This window comes from Nonomuraea sp. NPDC003201 (assembly GCF_053590415.1).
Genome location: NZ_JBSFTC010000025.1, coordinates 57,000 through 73,817, shown reverse-complemented (window position 1 = coordinate 73,817; position 16,818 = coordinate 57,000). Strand labels below are relative to the sequence as shown.

13 protein-coding genes and 1 pseudogene are annotated in these 16,818 nt (G+C 72.4%); 9 read left to right on the top strand and 5 right to left on the bottom strand.

Going from position 1 to position 16,818, the window contains the following annotated elements; genetic code table 11:
• The 4 genes and pseudogenes from ACWDX9_RS13060 to ACWDX9_RS13045 form a co-directional block, all read left to right on the top strand.
• Positions 1–384, top strand: a pseudogene (locus tag ACWDX9_RS13060) (carboxymuconolactone decarboxylase family protein); the annotation flags it as partial.
• Positions 381–770: a hypothetical protein gene (locus ACWDX9_RS13055; RefSeq protein WP_449952708.1), complete on the top strand. Its 390-nt coding sequence runs from the start codon at positions 381–383 to the stop codon at positions 768–770. The pseudogene ACWDX9_RS13060 and the gene ACWDX9_RS13055, both read left to right, overlap by 4 nt.
• Positions 767–2,215, top strand: a complete 1,449-nt coding sequence (locus tag ACWDX9_RS13050; RefSeq protein WP_449952705.1) for a multicopper oxidase family protein — start codon at positions 767–769, stop codon at positions 2,213–2,215. The genes ACWDX9_RS13055 and ACWDX9_RS13050 overlap by 4 nt, the downstream gene beginning before the upstream one ends.
• Positions 2,216–2,302: 87 nt before the next feature.
• On the top strand, positions 2,303–4,600 hold the full coding sequence (locus ACWDX9_RS13045; RefSeq protein ID WP_449952703.1) for a xanthine dehydrogenase family protein molybdopterin-binding subunit: 2,298 nt from the start codon (positions 2,303–2,305) through the stop codon (positions 4,598–4,600).
• A gap of 61 nt (positions 4,601–4,661) precedes the next feature.
• Here ACWDX9_RS13045 and ACWDX9_RS13040 read toward each other — a convergent pair whose 3' ends face one another.
• Positions 4,662–4,838 (bottom strand): hypothetical protein, encoded by a 177-nt coding sequence (locus ACWDX9_RS13040; RefSeq protein WP_364251678.1) that lies wholly within the window; start codon positions 4,836–4,838, stop codon positions 4,662–4,664.
• Between the two features lie 215 nt (positions 4,839–5,053).
• On the opposite strand from ACWDX9_RS13040, the gene ACWDX9_RS13035 reads away from it, so the two are divergent.
• The 3 genes from ACWDX9_RS13035 to ACWDX9_RS13025 all read left to right on the top strand — a co-directional run bounded on the left by ACWDX9_RS13035 (position 5,054) and on the right by ACWDX9_RS13025 (position 8,490).
• Positions 5,054–5,521: an ATP-binding protein gene (locus ACWDX9_RS13035; protein ID WP_350723981.1), complete on the top strand. Its 468-nt coding sequence runs from the start codon at positions 5,054–5,056 to the stop codon at positions 5,519–5,521.
• A gap of 119 nt (positions 5,522–5,640) precedes the next feature.
• Complete coding sequence (locus ACWDX9_RS13030) at positions 5,641–6,990, top strand: hypothetical protein (protein ID WP_449952700.1); 1,350 nt, start codon at positions 5,641–5,643, stop codon at positions 6,988–6,990.
• A 78-nt stretch (positions 6,991–7,068) separates the two neighbouring features.
• On the top strand, positions 7,069–8,490 hold the full coding sequence (locus ACWDX9_RS13025; RefSeq protein WP_449952698.1) for a WGR domain-containing protein: 1,422 nt from the start codon (positions 7,069–7,071) through the stop codon (positions 8,488–8,490).
• A 3-nt stretch (positions 8,491–8,493) separates the two neighbouring features.
• Here ACWDX9_RS13025 and ACWDX9_RS13020 read toward each other — a convergent pair whose 3' ends face one another.
• A complete protein-coding gene (locus ACWDX9_RS13020) occupies positions 8,494–9,861 on the bottom strand; it encodes a DHA2 family efflux MFS transporter permease subunit (RefSeq protein ID WP_449952695.1) in 1,368 nt (455 codons plus the stop codon).
• Positions 9,862–9,943: 82 nt separating this feature from the next.
• Here ACWDX9_RS13020 and ACWDX9_RS13015 point away from each other — a divergent pair, with 82 nt between their 5' ends.
• Positions 9,944–10,927, top strand: a complete 984-nt coding sequence (locus ACWDX9_RS13015; RefSeq protein WP_449952692.1) for an Lrp/AsnC family transcriptional regulator — start codon at positions 9,944–9,946, stop codon at positions 10,925–10,927.
• Between the two features lie 15 nt (positions 10,928–10,942).
• Complete coding sequence (locus tag ACWDX9_RS13010) at positions 10,943–13,096, top strand: polysaccharide lyase 8 family protein (RefSeq protein WP_449952689.1); 2,154 nt, start codon at positions 10,943–10,945, stop codon at positions 13,094–13,096.
• Here ACWDX9_RS13010 and ACWDX9_RS13005 read toward each other — a convergent pair.
• Genes ACWDX9_RS13005 through ACWDX9_RS12995 form a run of 3 tightly spaced genes read right to left on the bottom strand, consistent with a single transcriptional unit; the run spans position 13,093 to position 16,789 of the window.
• On the bottom strand, positions 13,093–15,129 hold the full coding sequence (locus ACWDX9_RS13005) for a prolyl oligopeptidase family serine peptidase (RefSeq protein WP_449952686.1): 2,037 nt from the start codon (positions 15,127–15,129) through the stop codon (positions 13,093–13,095). The genes ACWDX9_RS13010 and ACWDX9_RS13005 overlap by 4 nt on opposite strands.
• Before the next feature lie 3 nt (positions 15,130–15,132).
• On the bottom strand, positions 15,133–15,927 hold the full coding sequence (locus ACWDX9_RS13000; RefSeq protein WP_449952683.1) for a MerR family transcriptional regulator: 795 nt from the start codon (positions 15,925–15,927) through the stop codon (positions 15,133–15,135).
• Positions 15,928–15,970: 43 nt separating this feature from the next.
• A complete protein-coding gene (locus ACWDX9_RS12995) occupies positions 15,971–16,789 on the bottom strand; it encodes a patatin-like phospholipase family protein (protein ID WP_449952680.1) in 819 nt (272 codons plus the stop codon).
• Positions 16,790–16,818: the final 29 nt, after the last annotated feature.

The following is a 16,818-nucleotide window of genomic DNA, read 5'->3' as shown; positions in this document are numbered from 1 at the left end:
GCCTGGGGCGCCGGCACGGCCGTGGGCGCCGCCTACGCCGCGCTGCGGGCCGCCGGAGCCGCCGGTGGGGAACTGCTCGGCGACGCCGCCCGCGCCGCCGTGGCGGGCACGGTGGCGGCCTGGGACGGGGAGCACCCGCCCATGGGCGGCGCCTGGCTGGACGCGCCGCTCGCCGAGGTTCCGGCAGGGGAGCGCGCCGGGGCCCGGCTGGCCCTGCTCGCCGCGCTCGCGCCGTACCGGGTGACCGACGCCGACGTGGCCGCCTGGCGCGGCTCGCGGCCGGACGCGGACCTGGTACGGCTCTGCGCCTTCGGGGCCGCCTCGGCCATGGAACGCATGGAGACCCTCATCACCGGCTCAGCATTCACAGGAGGTCGATCATGACCGCGCAACACACCCTTGCCGTCCGGCCGGTGACCTGGCAGATGCGGACGCTGACGGCCGTGGCGGCCCTGCACGTCGTCGCGCTGCTGCTCCAGGCGGTGACGGCGGGCCTGCTGCTCTCCTCGCCCGGCGGCCGGGCGCTGCACATGGCCTCGGCGGTCGCCCTGGTCGCCGTCGGGCTCGCGCACGTCGTCGCGGCGATCCTGGTCCGGTGGCCGGGCGGGGGGACCGCGAAGTACATCTCTCCGGCCGTGGCGCTGCTGGTGGCCACGGTGGTGGCGGCGATCCTCGGCGAGGCCCACGTGAAGGCCGTGCACGTGCCGCTCGGGGTGATGATGTTCGGCGCCGGGGTACTCCAGCTCGTCAGGGTCACCTCCCGGTCATGACGCCCACACGACGAGACGCGCTGCGGTTGCTGGGGCTGGGCGCGGTGGCGGTGGCCGCCGTTCCGGGCTGCTCGCTGCTCGCGGGCACCCCGCAGCCGCAGCTCCTGGCGAGCGCGGCGCCGCTGCCCAGGCCGTACGCGGTGCCGCTGCCGGTCCCGGAGGTGGCCAAGCCGGTGCGCAGCGCGGGCGGGGCCGACTTCTACGAGCTGACCGAGCGGGCGGCCGAGGTGGAGGTGCTGCCGGGCCTGCGTACCGGGATCTGGGGGTACGGGGGCACGTTCCCCGGCCCGACCATCGAGGCGCGCGCCGGGCGGCGGATCGTCGTGAAGCTGGTCAACCAGCTCGGCCAGCCGACCGTCCTGCACCTGCACGGCGGGCACACCCCGCCCGAGTCCGACGGCTTCCCCACCGACCTGGTGGCGCCTGGGGCGTCCCGCGAGTACGTGTTCCCGCTGGAGCAGCGGGCCGCCACGCTCTGGTACCACGACCATCGCATGGACTACACGGGGCCGCAGGTCTGGCGCGGGCTGGCCGGGATGTTCCTGGTGCGGGACGCGGAGGAGGAGGCGCTGCCGCTGCCCGCCGGGGAGCGCGACCTGCCGCTGCTGATCTGCGACCGGTCGTTCGCCGCCGACGGCACGATGCTGTACCCGGGGCTGGAGGGGCGGCCCGGGGTGCGGGAGGCGTACATGGGGGGCGTGCTCGGGGACGTGATCCTGGTGAACGGGGCGCCGTGGCCCGAGCTGCGGGTGGCCAGGGCCCGGTACCGGCTGCGGCTGTGCAACGCCTCCAACGCCCGGACGTACGAGCTGGCGACCGGCGGGCCGCTGGTCCGGATCGGCTCCGACGGCGGGCTGCTGGCTCAGCCGCGTACGGTGCGGCAGCTCCGGCTGGCTCCCGGCGAGCGGGCCGATGTGGTGGTCGACTTCTCCGCGTACAAGGTGGGTCAGCAGGTCGAGCTGCGGAACCTGGCGGGGGAGGGCGCGCAGGCGAGGGTCATGCGGTTCGCCGTGGATCGGGACGAGAAGGACGAGTCGTCCGTGCCGGAGCGGCTGTCCACGGTGGAGGCGCTCGATCCCGGGAAGGCGAAGGTGACGCGGGAGTTCGAGTTCAGCAGCGGGGGGATGGGGTGGCTGATCAACGGCAAGCCGTTCGACCCCAAGCGCATGGAGGCCAGGCCCAGGCTCGGGGACATCGAGGTCTGGCGGCTGACCAGCGACGTCGCGCATCCCGTGCACCTGCATCTCGACCACTTCCAGGTGCTGACGGTGAACGGGGAGCGACCGCAGGGGCCGCCTGAGTGGAAGGACACCGTCGAGCTGCGCGAGGCGCAGACCGTCGAGATCGTCACCAGGTTCACCGACTATCGGGGGCGGTACGTGCTGCACTGCCACAACCTCGAACACGAGGACATGGCGATGATGGCGGCTTTCGAGGTCGTATGAGGCCCGCCGTCCCTTGGGGAGGGACGGGCGAGGGCTTGCCCTGGGGGGTCATCGACAGTCGGGGCGTGCGCGCTCAGAATCGGGACCATGGGTGAGCCTTATGTCGGCGCCAGGACGCCGCGGCGGGAAGACGCCAGGTTGCTGACCGGTCGAGGCAGGTACGTCGGGGCGGTGCGGTTGCCGGGAACGGTCCACGCGTACGTGGTCCGCAGCCCCATCGCCCACGGCCGGCTGCTCGGCTGCGACGCCAAGGCGGCCTGGGCGGTCGAGGGCGTCCTCGACGTCATCACCCCCGGCGACGCCCCCGACCTGCGCCTGCCCTGCGTCCACCTGTCCCCCGGCCAGCGGCTGCAGTCCTACCGGGTGCTGGACGACGCCATCAGGTACGCGGGCCAGCCGCTCGCGCTCGTGGTCGCCCGCACCCCCGAGGCCGCCAGGGACGCCGCCGAGCTCGTCGAGCTCTCGCTGGACGAGCTGCCGGCGGTGGTCGGGACGGAGCGGGCGATGCGGGACGGGGCTCCGCTGCTGTATCCGGAGTGGGGCACGAACGTGCTCACCGACTTCACGATGGGCGACGAGGACTGCGCCGCCTTCGTCGAGGGGGCCGCGCACGTCGTGGAGCTGACGTTCACGATGGGCCGCGTCTCGCCGCACCCCATGGAGCCGCGCGGCGTGGTGGCCTCGTACACCGACGACGAGCTGACCGTGCACACCTCCTCGCAGGCGCCGCACCAGGTGCGCGAGCACCTGGCGGAGGCGTTCGGGCTCTCCCACGACCGGGTACGCGTCATCAGCCGCGACACGGGCGGCGGGTTCGGCGGCAAGGAGCACGTCTACCCGGACGAGGCGCTCATCTGCCTGGCCTCGATGCGCCTGGGCCGGCCGGTGAGCTGGTCGGAGTCGCCGGGCGACCGGTTGGTCGCCACGCTGCCGGCGCGGGCCGCCGTGCACCGGGGGCGGCTGGCGCTCGACGGGGACGGGCGCTTCGTGGCGATGTACGTGGACCTGGTCGGCGACATCGGCGCGCACCCCTCGAACGTGGGCGCGTCGACCTTCGCGGTGACGGCCACCCTGCTGCCGGGGCCGTACCGGTTCGACCGGGTGGCGGTACGCGTGCGCGGCGTCGTCACGAACACCACGCCGACCGGCTCCTACCGCGGGTTCGGCCAGCCGGAGGGCAGCCTGACCAGGGAGCGGCTGATCGACGAGGCGGCCCGCAGGCTGGGGATCGACCGGGTCGAGCTGCGGCTGCGCAACATGCTGGGGCCCGGCGAACTGCCGTACATGAACCGCGTCTACCAGCGCTACGACTCCGGCGACTACCCGCACGCCCTGCGTACTTTGCGCGACCTGGTCACTCCGGTCGAGAGGGCCGACGGGCGCAGGCGCGGCATCGGCTACTCCTGCCATGTGGAGACCACCGGCATGGGGCCCTCGAAGGAGTTCAGGGACACCGGCATCCAGGCGGGCGGCTACGAGTCGGTGTTCCTGCGCATGGAGCAGGACGCGTCCGTGGTCGTGTCGTCGGGGGTGGTGTCGATAGGGCAGGGCATCGAGACGGCGCTGGCCCAGCTCGCGGCCGACCGGGTCGGGGTGCCGATCGAGCGGGTACGGGTGGTGCTGGGGGACACGGCGGCCACGCCGTACTCGTCGGTCGGGTCGATCGCCAGCCGCTCGCTCGTGGTCGGCGGCGGGGCGCTCACCCGGGCCGCGGAGCGGCTGCGCGGCAAGCTCGTGGCCCTGGCCGCGCACCGCCTGGAGGCGGCCCCCGAGGACCTGGAGATCGCCGACGGCGTGGTACGGGTGAAGGGCGACCCGGCGGCGTCCCTCACGCTGCGGGAGCTGGCCACGTCCGCGTGGCGCGGCTGGGACCTCCCGGACGGGGTCGAGCCGGGCCTGGAGGAACGGGTCAGCTACGACCCGGACGCCTACACGTTCGCCTACGGGGCCCATGCGGCCGCCGTGGCCGTGGACCCGGAGACCGGGGCCGTCGAGGTGGAGCGCTACTGGGTCGTCAACGACGCCGGGGTGCTGGTCAACCCGGCCGTCGTGGAGGGCCAGATCCGCGGCGGCGTGGTCCAGGGGATCGGCCAGGCGCTCACCGAGGAGATCGTCTACACCCTCGAAGGCCAGCCCATCACGGACTACTTCCTGCCGACGACGCGGGAGGTGCCGGACATCGAGGTCGTGATGCTGGAGACGCCGTCGCCGCTGACGCCCGGCGGGATGAAGGGGGTGGGGGAGTCGGGCACGATCGGCCCTCCGGCCGCCATCGCCAACGCCGTGGCCGCCGCCCTCCCAGAGATCGCCGGCCGGATCACCGACGTCCCCTTGACCCCGTACTCGCTCTGGTCCCTGCTCGCGGGGGTGGCCGAGACCTCGTGAGCCGGTCGCGTCGCCGGGCCTCGGCAGCGGCGACGCGAACAGGGCCCTCAGGAGCCAGTGGTCATGGCCGGACCCACAGGATGTCCTTCAACTCCTTGCCCGCCCGCGACAGCGCCTGCTCCAGCGCTTGCATCCCCGCGGGCTTGGGCTTCGGCGGCGGCTCTCCACGCCGCCCCGGCCGCCGGGCGGCGGCGGGAGGCTGGGAGTCGATCTCGGGTGTGTTCTCGTCAGTGCTCATGGCAGGGCCCATACCCGGGCCCATACCCGTCGTTTCGGGCGGCGGCTAAAAAGAATTGCGATTTCTCACCGAAGATTCGACCCAAAAGGCCTCCCCGTGCGTACAGGTTTCGACGGCCATGTACGTCGACCCAAAGGCAGGCTCTCTTGTTGAGTGAAACGCGCATTCGCTGTCCCTCTGTCCCGGAAGCCCGGCAAACACAGGAAAGAGATGCCATGACCACGCTGCGATCAGCTCGTCGGAGCCGGATGCAGTACGTGTGGCCACTGCGCGAGGACGTTCGGACGGTCGGCCACGCAAGGGCGATCATCCGCGAAGAATTGTCGGCACTCTCCCTTTGTTCGGATCTCGTTGACGACGCCGTCCTCATGGTGAGCGAATTGATCACCAATGCTCTGATGTACGGTGACGGCCCGTACGAACTGGCCCTGCACATCGACGCGAAAGAGATCATGTGCGTGGTCGTGGACAGCAGTCCGCTGCTGCCGGAGCCCGCCCCGCCGGACGAGCGGGCCGAGCACGGGCGAGGGCTGCGGATCATCGCCAGGCTCTCCGACGGGTTCTACGGCTGCCATCCCCAGCGCTACGTCACCCACCCCGATCTCGTGGGCAAGGCCACCTGGTTCGCGCTGCCGCGCAGCGGGGCGCCCGGCAACGTGGTGCCGATCAGGGCCGGGACCTAAACCTCCGATTTGAGTCAGGAAAAATCGGGACTTTCCGACTAAATCCGGTTAATGTGTCAGCCGCAAGCCGGGGATGATCTTCGTTGCGTGACGGAGCCCCGGCAGTTCTGGAGGCTGAAATGTCAGGCTGGAACTTGCGGACCGGCGCGTCGACGGCAGCGCTCGCGCTCGTCACCACCACGCTCGCCACGACCGTGGCCACGGGTACCGCATCGGCGGACGCCGCCGTCTTCTACGTGGACTCCGTCAACGGCAACGACTCCGCCTTGGGCACCTCGGAGGCCACCGCGTGGAAGACCCTCACCAAGGCGTCGGCGGCGAATCTGCCCGAAGGCGCCAAGCTGTTCCTGAAGCGCGGCAGCAGGTGGAAGGGGCAGCAACTCGCGATCACCGAGTCGGGCAACGCGCAGGCCCCGATCGTCGTGGACACCTACGGCACGAGCAGTGCCAGACCGATCATCTCCGGGGACAACGAGGCGTGCGTGAGCCTGGACGGCGACCACATCGAGGTCTACAACCTCCAGGTGGGAGTGCCCCAGGACGACGGCCGCTGTTCGTGGGCCGGCGTGAAGGTGACGGGCAACGACAACGTCGTCGAGCGCAACTACATCACGGGCGCCGCGGCCGGCGTCTACATCGCGCCGAAGGCGCAGCGTAACGCGGTGACGGCCAACGACTTCATCGACAACAACTTCATGAGCAAGAACACCGAGGAGCCGGGCAACGACGACTCGGGCGCGTTCGCGATCCTCGTCCAGGGTGACAACACCGACATCGGCTGGAACGAGTTCCGCGGCTCGATCGCGACCAGCTACGACTACGGGTTGGACGGCGCGGCCGTGGAGATCTTCCTCGGCTCCGACAACCGCATCCACCACAACATCTCGGTGGACAACGAGACCTTCACCGAGCTCGGCACCAGCCACGGCGTCGACGAGAACGGCGACCCCGAGGACCCCGACGGCACCTCGGGCAACATCTTCGAGTACAACGTGATCACCGGCCCCAAGACCGGCGCGGCCCTCGTCACCCGCGGCCCGCAGGAGCCCGGGGAGGACCCCGACCCGAACGGGCCCGTGTTCGGCACCGTGTTCCGCAACAACTCCGTGTACCTGCCCCAGGCGGGCTCCCAGGGCGTCGTCTGCGACGCCGGATGCACCAACGCCCACCTGTCGATGTCGCAGAACATCATCCAGGTCACGGCCAAGACCGCCTACGGCCCGAACGTCACCGACAGCCACCACAACGTGTTCTTCGGCGCCACGCAGCACCAGATGGGCGGCCACGACAACATCACGGCCGACCCGCGCTTCAACCTGTCGAACACCGCCAACCCGCTGAGCCTGCGTGCCGGGAGCCCGGCCATCGACTTCGGGATCACCAAGTTCAGCGACAGCGACGTGACCGGCCGGGCCATCGACGGCAGTGACGGCGCGGTCGACGCCGGAGCGTACGAGTACGACAAGTAAGTCCCTGCGATTTGTCGCCACCGTCCTCTACTCTCCGGGGCAAGTGATCAAGCCCGGCAAATCAGGAGAAGTACGGACATGACCTACCTGGAGCTGTCAGAGGACGGCGGCGGATCGCACAAGTTCTACGACGTGACCGTGGCGGGCACCCGCGTCACGATCACCTACGGACGCATCGGCGAGAGCGGCCAGACCAAGGTCACCGACTTCCCCACCGCGGCCAAGGCCCAGGCCGCGGCCGCCAAGAAGATCGGCGAGAAGACCCGCAAGGGGTACGCAGCGGCGGTCCGCGGGGTGCGCCAGCGCCGGGCCGTCACCCACCGGGCCATCCCCAGCACGCGGTCGACCGCCCAGCAGGCGCCGGTCCTGTGGCGCTTCGACAGCGGGGCGTCGGCGTTCGGCATCTTCGTGGACGACGAGCGCTGCTGGGTCGGCAACCAGCACGGCGACGTCTACACCGTCACCCACTCCGGCACCGTGACCGGCCGCTTCAAGCTGCCCGACGGCGTCAAGTGCATCGTGGCCGACGACTTCTGGATCTACGCGGGCTGCGACGACGGCCGCGTGTACGACCTGAGCGGCAAGGTCCCGAGGTCCGCGTACGAGATCGCCACCGACGTGGACATCTACTGGCTCGACATCCACGACGGCGTGCTCGGCGTCTCCGACCGCGCCGGCGGGGTCACCACGATCGACTACGAGGACGAGTTCCAGTGGTCGCGCGGCGTCGCCGGCGACTCGGCCTGGATGGTCAGGTGCGACGAGGACTCGGTCTACCACGGGCACTCCAAGGGCGTGGCCCGCTACGACGTCCAGGACGGCACGCCCGTCTGGCAGACCGCTCTCGGCGAGCAGGTGCTGTTCGGCTGGCAGGAGGCGCACTCCGTCTACGCCGGCACCGCCCGCGGCTCCGTGGGCCGCGTGATCCGCCTGGCCAAGGGCGACGGCCGGATCGAGGCCGCCTACCAGTGCGACGGCGCCGTCTACTCCTGCGCCACCTCGCCGGGCGGCCGCCACGTCTTCGCCGGTGACAACCACTCGTCGGTCTACTGCTTCGACGCCTCCGGCGAGCGGCTGTGGAAGCTCGGCACCGGCTGCGGCTCCGCGTTCTCCATGCAGTTCCTGGACGACCGCCTCTACATCGTCACCACCGACGGCTCGCTGGCCTGCATCGACGCCAGCGAGGCGGCCATCGCCGCGGCCCGCACGGGCACCGTGCCGCAGCCGCTCGACGTCAAGGCGGCCGCGTCGCTGGAGGTGGTGGAGCCGTCGGTGACGCTGGAGACCACCACCGACGCGGGCGACGGCGTGGTGGTGGAGTGCTTCAAGGAGGGCGAGCGGCTGCGGGTCCGCGTCGTCAGCCCCGGCTTCGAGACGTGGAACGTGCAGTTCCCCAAGGACATCCGGGAGGCCGGAGCCCGCTACCTCGTCGACGGCGTGCGCTCCGCCGGCCGGGGCGGCTTCTACCGCGCGTACGGGGACATCCGCCGGCTGCTCTGACGTTCAAGCGGCTCTCGCGGGACGGACGGTCGCCAGCACCAGGAGCCCCGCCGCCAGACCGGTGACGGCGCTCGCCCGGTAGACGTCGTCGAGCGCGGCGTACGGGGCCAGGCCGTCCTGGTACAGGATGCCGAGCACGGCGACGCCGAGCGCGTACCCGAGCTGCCTGAGCGTGTTGACGGTGCCCGCGGCCATGCCCGCGCGGTGCGGCGGGGCGTACGACATGGCGGCCGAGCTCAGCGACGGGATGGACAGCCCCACGCCCACCCCCGTCACGATCAGGCCGGGCACCAGCGCGGTCCACGACGAGTCGGCGTCGAGCGTGCCCTGGAGGAAGGCGCCCGCGCCGATCAGCAGCAGCCCACCGCCGATCGCCGCCCTCGGGGACAGCCCGGGGAGGAACCGGGCGGCGGCGACCGAGGTCACCAGGGAGGCGAGGGCCATCGGCGACAGCGCCAGCCCCGCCATCACGGGGCCGAGCCGGAGGTCCTGCTGCAGCCAGAGCGAGGTGAACGCGAGACAGGCGAACGCCGCCGGCACCAGCAGCATGGCCCCGGTCATGATGCCGCTGAACGACCGGTTCGCGAAGAGCCTGAGATCCAGCATGGGGTGGTCGCCGCGCGTCTCGATGACGCCGAACACCGCGAGCGCCACCGCCGCCGCGGCCAGCGGCACGAGTGTCCGCGCCGACGTCCAGCCGTGCTGCCCGACCTCGATGAGCCCGTACGTGAGCGCGCCCGCCGCCACCGTGAACGTCACCATGCCCGCCCAGTCGAGCCGCCCCTTGCCCGGCCGGCGCGACTCCTCGACCGTGCGCAGGGTCAGCCAGACGGCACCCAGGCTGATGGGCAGGTTCACCAGGAAGATGGCCCGCCAGTGCAGGTGCTCGGTGAGCAGGCCGCCCAGCACGGGGGCGACGGCCGCGGCGGCCCCGCTGACGCCGCCCCACACGCCGAACGCGATGCCGCGCTGCCTGCCGTGATAGGTGGCGCTGACCAGGGCCAGGGTCGTGGCCATCATGGCGGCCCCGCCAGCCCCCTGGACCACGCGGGCGGCCAGCAGCACGCCGCCGCTGGGCGCCAGCCCGCAGGCCAGCGAGGCCAGCGCGAACACGATCAGCGCCCACAGATAGACCTTGCGCTGTCCCGCGTGATCGGCGAAGGAACCGGCGGCGAGCAGCAGGGCGGCCAGGGCCAGCGCGTAGCCGTCCAGCAGCCACTGGGTGCCGGTGAAGGACATGTGGAGGTCGTCGATGATGTCGGGGAGCGCGACCATCACGATGGTCACGTCGACGAGGAGCATGAAAGCGCCGGTGCACGCGGCCACCAACGGCCACCAGCCGGTCCTCGTCGCTGTGGAGGTCTGGGTCATGGGGGATAAGATCGGGCCCGCATGGGGATATTCGCCAGCAGACGCCGCACTTCTGGCGCTTTTCCCCACGAGCTAGCCTGTGATGGTGAAAAACATCGCGCTGGACGAGCTGGACCGAGGGCTCCTGCACGCGCTGCAGGTGGACGGGCGGGCCGCGTTCAGCCGCATCGGCGAGGTGCTCGGCGTGTCCGACCAGCGGGTGGCCCGCCGCTACCGGCGGCTGCGCGCCAGCGGCACCGTACGGGTGGTCGGCGCCGTGGACGGGCGGCGGCTCGGCTTCGAGTCGTGGTCCATCAGGTTGCGGTGCACCCCCGACGCGGCGGTCTCGATCGCCGAGGCACTCGCGCGGCGCTCCGACACGTTCTGGGTGAATCTCCTGTCCGGAGGCACCGAGATCTCCTGCACCACGATCCAGCGCACGGCCAAGGAGCGCCAGTCGCTGCTGCTGGGCAGGCTCGCCAAGACCGACCGCGTGCTGTCGGTCACGGCGCACCGGACCCTGCACAGGTTCGTCGGCGGGCGGGTCGGCTGGGCCGGGCTGACCGCGCTCTCCCCCGAGCAGGCGGCGGGCATCGAGGAGGGACGAGCGTTCGCCCGCCATGCCGAGGACGAGGAGATCTCGCTGGGCCCCGGTGACGACGCCCTGCTGGAGGCGCTGTCGCGGGACGGCCGGGCACCCTACGCGGACCTGGCCGCGGCGACGGGCTGGTCCGAGTCGACGGTCCGGCGCCGGGTGGAGCAGCTCTACGGGACGGGGGCGCTCTTCTTCCACCTCGACGTGATGCCCGTGCTGCTGGGGCACCGGGTGGAGGCGCAGCTGTGGATGTCGGTGCCGCCGGCCGAGCTGGACGCCACCGGGCGGGCGCTGACGTGGCACCCGGAGGTCGCGTACGTCGGCGCGACGACGGGCCCCGCCAACCTGATGGCCAACGTCGTGTGCCGCGACGACGCGGCGTTCTACCGCTACCTGACCGAGAGCCTGGGCGCGCTGCCCGCGATCGGCCGCATCGAGACCGCGCCGATCATCAGGACCGTGAAGCGGTTCGGGGCCGTGCTCCCGCTCTGACCCGATAATCGAGGCGTGCACCGGCCAACCAGGCGCTCGTTCCTCCGGCTCGGCGGCGTGACCGCGGCCGGGCTGCTCGGCGCGCTGGTGCCCGCCGACCCCGCGCACACCCCGGACGACTCCTTTCTCCGCTTACGCCGCCGCTGGCGGGAGGTCACGGTGGGCGGCGGGTACGATCCGGCCGCCGAGCCGTACCGGACCTGGCTGGACAGGCTGGGCAGGACGGCCGCCCGCCACCGCGACACCATGGCCCCCGGCCGCGGCTCGCTCTGGCCCGACCAGGCGTTCCCCTCCTTCGTGGCCACGCCGCGGCGGCTGCGGGCCATGGCGCAGGCGTACGTGCTGGAGGGCACCGGCCTGACCGGCGACGCGGGGCTGGCGGCGGCGGTCGCGGAAGGGGTGGACCACTACCGGCGCAGCGTGTACGCCGACGGCGCCGAGGCGACCGGCAACTGGTGGCACTGGCAGATCGGCGTGCCGAAGGCGCTGCTCGACGCGGCGGTGCTCGTCGGCCTGCCCGAGCCGCAGAGCGCGCGGCTGCGGGACGCGGTCGACCACTTCGTGCCGGAACGCCGCCTCGGCCGCTACCGGGGCAACAGCACCGCGGCCAACCGCGTGGACCTGTGCCTGGTGATGCTGCTGCGGGCCATGCTCGACGCCGACTACGGCAAGGCGGCGCTGGCGGCGTCCGCGCTCGCGCCGGTGTTCCGCCTCGTCGGCGAGGGTGACGGGTTCTACCGGGACGGGTCGTTCATCCAGCACACGCACGTGCCCTACCAGGGGGCCTACGGGGTGACGCTGCTGTCGGGGCTGGCGACGATGTTCGCGGTGCTGCGGGGCACGCCGTGGGAGGTTTCCGACCAGAACGTGTTCGACATGGTCGAGCGGTCGTTCGCCCCCTTCGTCCGTGACGGCGCCTGCATGGACCTGGTCCGCGGCAGGGGAGTCGGCAGGAGGCCGTTCGGCGACCACGAGCGCGGGCGGGAGATCGCCGCCGCGGTCCTGCTGCTGGGGGAGGGCGCCCCGGCCGCCGAGCGGGCGCGCTGGCACGCCATGGTCAAGGGCTGGGCGGTACGCGACACGTACCGGCCGATGCTGGAGCACCCCGAGCCCGCCTTCCACGCCCGGCTGGCCGCGGTCATGGACGACGCCTCCGTGCCCGTGGCGCAGGAGCCGGTCGGGCACCGGCTGCTGCCGATGAGCGCCCGGGCCGTGCACCGCAGGCCGGGCTGGTGCGCGGCGCTCAGCATGGCCTCGTCCAGGATCGGCCACTACGAGCACGGCAACGGCGAGAACCTGCGCGGCTGGCACACCGGCTCGGGGATGCTCTATTGGTGGGCGGCGGGCCACGGCGACCAGTATTCGGACGACTTCTGGCCCACCGTGAACCCCTACCGATTGCCCGGGACGACCGTCTCCACCAAGAGGCTGCCCGACGGCGCGGGCGGCGGCTGGGGCGACACCTGCCCGCCGGGCCGGTGGGTGGGCGGAGCCACGGACGGCACGTACGCCACCGTCGGCCAGCACCTGAACGGACTGGAGAGCACGATGGAGGCGTTCCGGTCGTGGTTCTTCCTCGACGACGCGATCGTGTGCCTGGGCGCGGGCATCACCGCGGAGGACGGCGTGCCCGTCGAGACGGTCGTGGACAACCGCAGGACCGGCGCCGCGCTGACGGTGCGGGAGGGCTGGGCCCACCTCGAAGGGCACGGCGGCTACGTCGTGCGCGGGCCCCTGCGCACGCTGCGCGAGCGCCGCGCCGGCGGCGGCGTGACCCGCGACTACGTGACGCTCTGGATCGACCACGGCGTCGATCCGCGCTCGGCCGGATACGTCTACCTGCTCATGCCGGGCGCCGGCCAGGAGGAGACCAGCGCGCGGGCGGCCGACCCCGGCTGGGTGCGCGTGCTCGCCAACACCGACCGCCTGCAGGCCGTCCACGTGCCCTCGCTGGGCCTCACCGCGGCGAACTTCTGGGACGCCGGGACCGCGGGCGGCCTGACCGCCTCGGCCCCGTGCGCGGTGCTGGTGCGCGGGGACACGCTGACCGTGTCCGATCCCCGGTGCGACCTCGACGAGCTGACCGTCACGTGGGCGGGGGAGACGTTCACCTTCGACGGCCTGGCCGACCGGGAGGGCGCCTCCACGACCGTACGTCGCTCAGGCTAAAGGCCCAGCTCACGCATGACGAAGGCCAGCCAGTCCGTCTGCTGGGCGACGATCGTGCTCCAGTTCGTGCCGCCGTGCCCGGCGTCCGCCCAGACGCGTAGCAGGACCGGGCGGGAGGCGCTGGTGGCGGCCTGCACTCTGGCGGCGAACTTGCGGGAGTGCCAGGCCGGGCAGCGGGGGTCGTTCGCGCCCGCGTCCAGCAGGATCGCCGGGTACGCCGTCGCCGGCCGCACGTTGTGGTACGGCGAGTAGGCCATCAACACGGGCGCGTCGGCCGGGTCAGCCGGGTTGCCGTACTCGGGCAGGGTGGCGGCGGCTCCCATCGGATCGTGGACCACGCGCATCAGGTCCAGCTTCGGGGCGACGCAGACCACCGCCCGCCAGAGGTCGGGGCGCTGGGTCGCGGCCACGCCCGCGAGCAGCCCGCCGTTCGAGGCGCCCTGGAAGGCCAGCCGGTCCGGGGCGGTGACCCCGTCGGCGATCAGCCGGTCGGCGATGGCGTACAGGTCGTCGAAGGAGTTCTGCTTGGCGTGCAGCCGGCCCGCCTCCCACCACTCCAGGCCGAACTCGCCGCCGCCGCGCACGTGGGCGTGCGCGTAGATCCCGCCCGCCTCGACGAACGCGGCCAGGGGACCGAGGTACGAGGCCAGCTCCGCGACGTTGAAGCCGCCGTACGCGTGGAGCAGCGTCGGCCGCGGCCCCGTCCGGTCCAGGTCGGCCCGGTGGACCAGCGTGCAAGGGATGCGCGTGCCGTCCTTCGAGGTGGCCCACACGCGGGTGGTGACCAGCCCGGTCAGGCTGTGCCCGCCGCCCTGCAGGGCGGTCAGGGCCCCCGACTCCAGCTCGTAGTGGTAGACGGTCGGCACCTGCGTGTAGGAGGTGTAGCCGAAGGTGATGGCGTCCTCGCAGCCGACGACCTGGTCCATCACGCCGAGCGCGACCACTCCCTGGGCCACCGAACTCACCGAGCCGGTCCCGGGCAGGGGGACCTCGCCCAGCTCCTTGCCGTCCGGGTCGAGGATCCGGACGCGGGAGACCGTGTCCACCAGCTCGCCGATCACCAGCCGGTCGCCCACCGGGGTCACGCCGGTCAGCACCGCGTCGCCGCCGGGCACCAGCTCCGTCCAGGTGCCCTGGTCGCCGGGGCTGTCGAGGGGGATGCGGACGAGGCGGCCGCGCGGGGCGCCGGCCGTGGTGACGCACACGTACGCGTCGCCGATGATCTCGCCCTTGTAGAGGTGCTCGGCGTCGGTGACGAACTCCCGCCACTCCCGGCCCGAGCCGTCCAGCCGGGCCAGGAAGTGCGGCCGGGGCCTGAGATGGTCGACCTGGAGCACCGCCCAGCGCCCGTCGGGGGAGATCTTGGGGATGGCGAACATGTGCGGGATGTCCAGCGGCTCCGGCTCCGTGGGCGGCTCCTCCCCGAGCCGGTGGAAGAACAGCCGCCAGCGCAGCGGCCCCGCGACCGTCTCGTTGGCCATGTAGAAGAAGCCGCTGCTGTCAGGGAGCCAGGCCACCAGGCCGGGCCGCTGCTGGGGAACGCCGTCGAGCAGCACCTTCCCGGTGTCGATCTCGATCACCTTGAGCACGGGCAACTCGTGGCCCGCCGCGTCCAGCGAGTAGGCCAGGAGCCGCCCGTCCGGCGACGGCTTGGGGGACATCCTCAGCGGCGTGCCGTCGGACAGCTCGTTGAGGTCGATCACGGTACGCCAGGGCCCGGTGGGCGCGTCGGCCACCTCCAGGACCATCAGCTCGCGCCCGTCGGGGATCCGGCCGCCGAACCACCGGGGCCCGTGCCGGACGGGGACCACCAGGTTGCGCGCGTCCATCTGCTCGACCAGCTCGCCGACCCTGGCCGCGAGCGCGCCGTGGTGCGGCCAGCCGTGGATCCAGGACCTGGCCAGCTCGTCCTGGGCCGCCTGCCAGGCCAGGACGTCCTGGCCGTCCTCCTCCAGCCACTGGTAGGGGTCGTCGAACGTCAGCCCGCCGACCTCGTTGTGCTGGGGGCGTACCGGGGCGTCGGGATACCGCATGCGTCACTCTCCGCTCTCGCGCGCCTGCCTGGCGCGCTGGAGGTAGTCGATGACGGCGGGCAGATCGCCCGCCCCCAGCCAGTCGATCTGGCGGCTGATCTCCGCGCTGACCCCGGCGCTGTTGTCACGCCACAGCGCCATGCCTGCGGCGGTGAGCCGTTCCTTGACCTGCTCGTCGCGGGGCTGCACCGCGCCGGTCATGGCCTCCCAGCGTGCGGAGATCGCCTGCACCCTGGGGTCGTCGACGGGCGTGCCCGCCAAGAGGAGCTCCCGGGTCTCGCGGACGAGCTCCAGCCATTCGGCCCGCAGGTCCGCCAGCCGCTCCTCGCCCAGCTCCGCCCGCCGTTCGGCCAGGTGGTCGCGGAGCTCCTGGGCGAAGTACGTCTCGTACACCGAGATCATCTCGAGCGCGGCCATGAACTGCTCGGCGTCGGGCATGACCGACTTGTCCAGCAGCCACATGAGGCCGCTGATCTGCTGCTTCAGCTGCCCCAGCCGGGCGGTCTGGATCTCGATCTCGGCGAGCTGCGCGCCGAGCAGGTCGCGCAGCGTCCCCAAGTCGTCCTCAGGCCTGTTCAGGACCTCGGCGATCTCGTCCAGCGACAGTCCGAGGCCGCGCAGCGCGCGCACCCGGTAGAGCCTGCGCAGGTCCGCCTCGGTGTAGCGACGGTGCCCGGACGCCGTCCGCTCGCCGGCCCTGACCAGGCCGATCTCGTCGTAGTGGTAGAGCGTCCTGACGGTCACCCCGGAGGCCCTGGCCAGCTCCCCGATCGTCCATCGACGCGCGTCTTCGCTCACGCACCCGACCGTAGAACCTCCCGTGGCGGGAGGTTCAAGCCGTTCACTCCCAGAGCGCCGCCACCTGGGCGACCGCGCCGCGGCCCTGGGCGTAACCGGCTCGGGCGCTGGGCGTGCGTACCTCCGGGTCGAGCGGGTCGATCCCGAAGGCGGCCAGCGAGTCGGCGTCCGGCCCGATCACCTCGACCCGGCCGTCGAGCGCAGCCCAGGAAGGCTCGCCGACGTCGGGCATCGGGGCCAGCACCAGCACCCGGTCGAAGCCGGCCGCGAGGTCGGAGTTGGTGCTCGTACGCACGCCGCCGTCCATGTACCGGACCCCGTCGATGGTCACGCACGGCCACACGCCGGGCACCGCGCAACTGGCCGCCACCGCGTCCACCAGCTCCACCCCCGACCCGGGATCGAACAGCCGGGTCTCGCCGCTGACCGCCTCGACCGCCACGATCACCAGGTCACGCCCCGGCCACTCGTGCACGGGCAGCCTGGCCTCGATCACCTCGCGCCGCCTGGCCTCGCTGATCGTGTCGGCGGCCAGTGCCAGCGCGCCGATCTTCCGCCGCTGCTCGACCGGGTCGGACGTGCTCTCGTAGACCTCCATGAGCTGCGCCCACATCTCCTCCACCCGCACCCCGCTGGGCAGTTCGAGCGTCTGGAGCGCGGGATCGGCCTGCCGCTCCAACAGCTCGGAGAGCGGCCGGCCGCTGGTGACCTGGGCGGCGACCGCCGAGCCCGCCGACGTGCCGACGATGCGGTCGGCCCCTGTCACGTCCACACCGCCGTCGGCGAGCGCCGCCAGCACGCCCGTCATCCACGCGATCCCGGCGACCCCGCCGCCACCCAGTACCAGTGCCCGCTTGCTCATCGGCCCTCCTCATAGGGGTTCTTCCACCC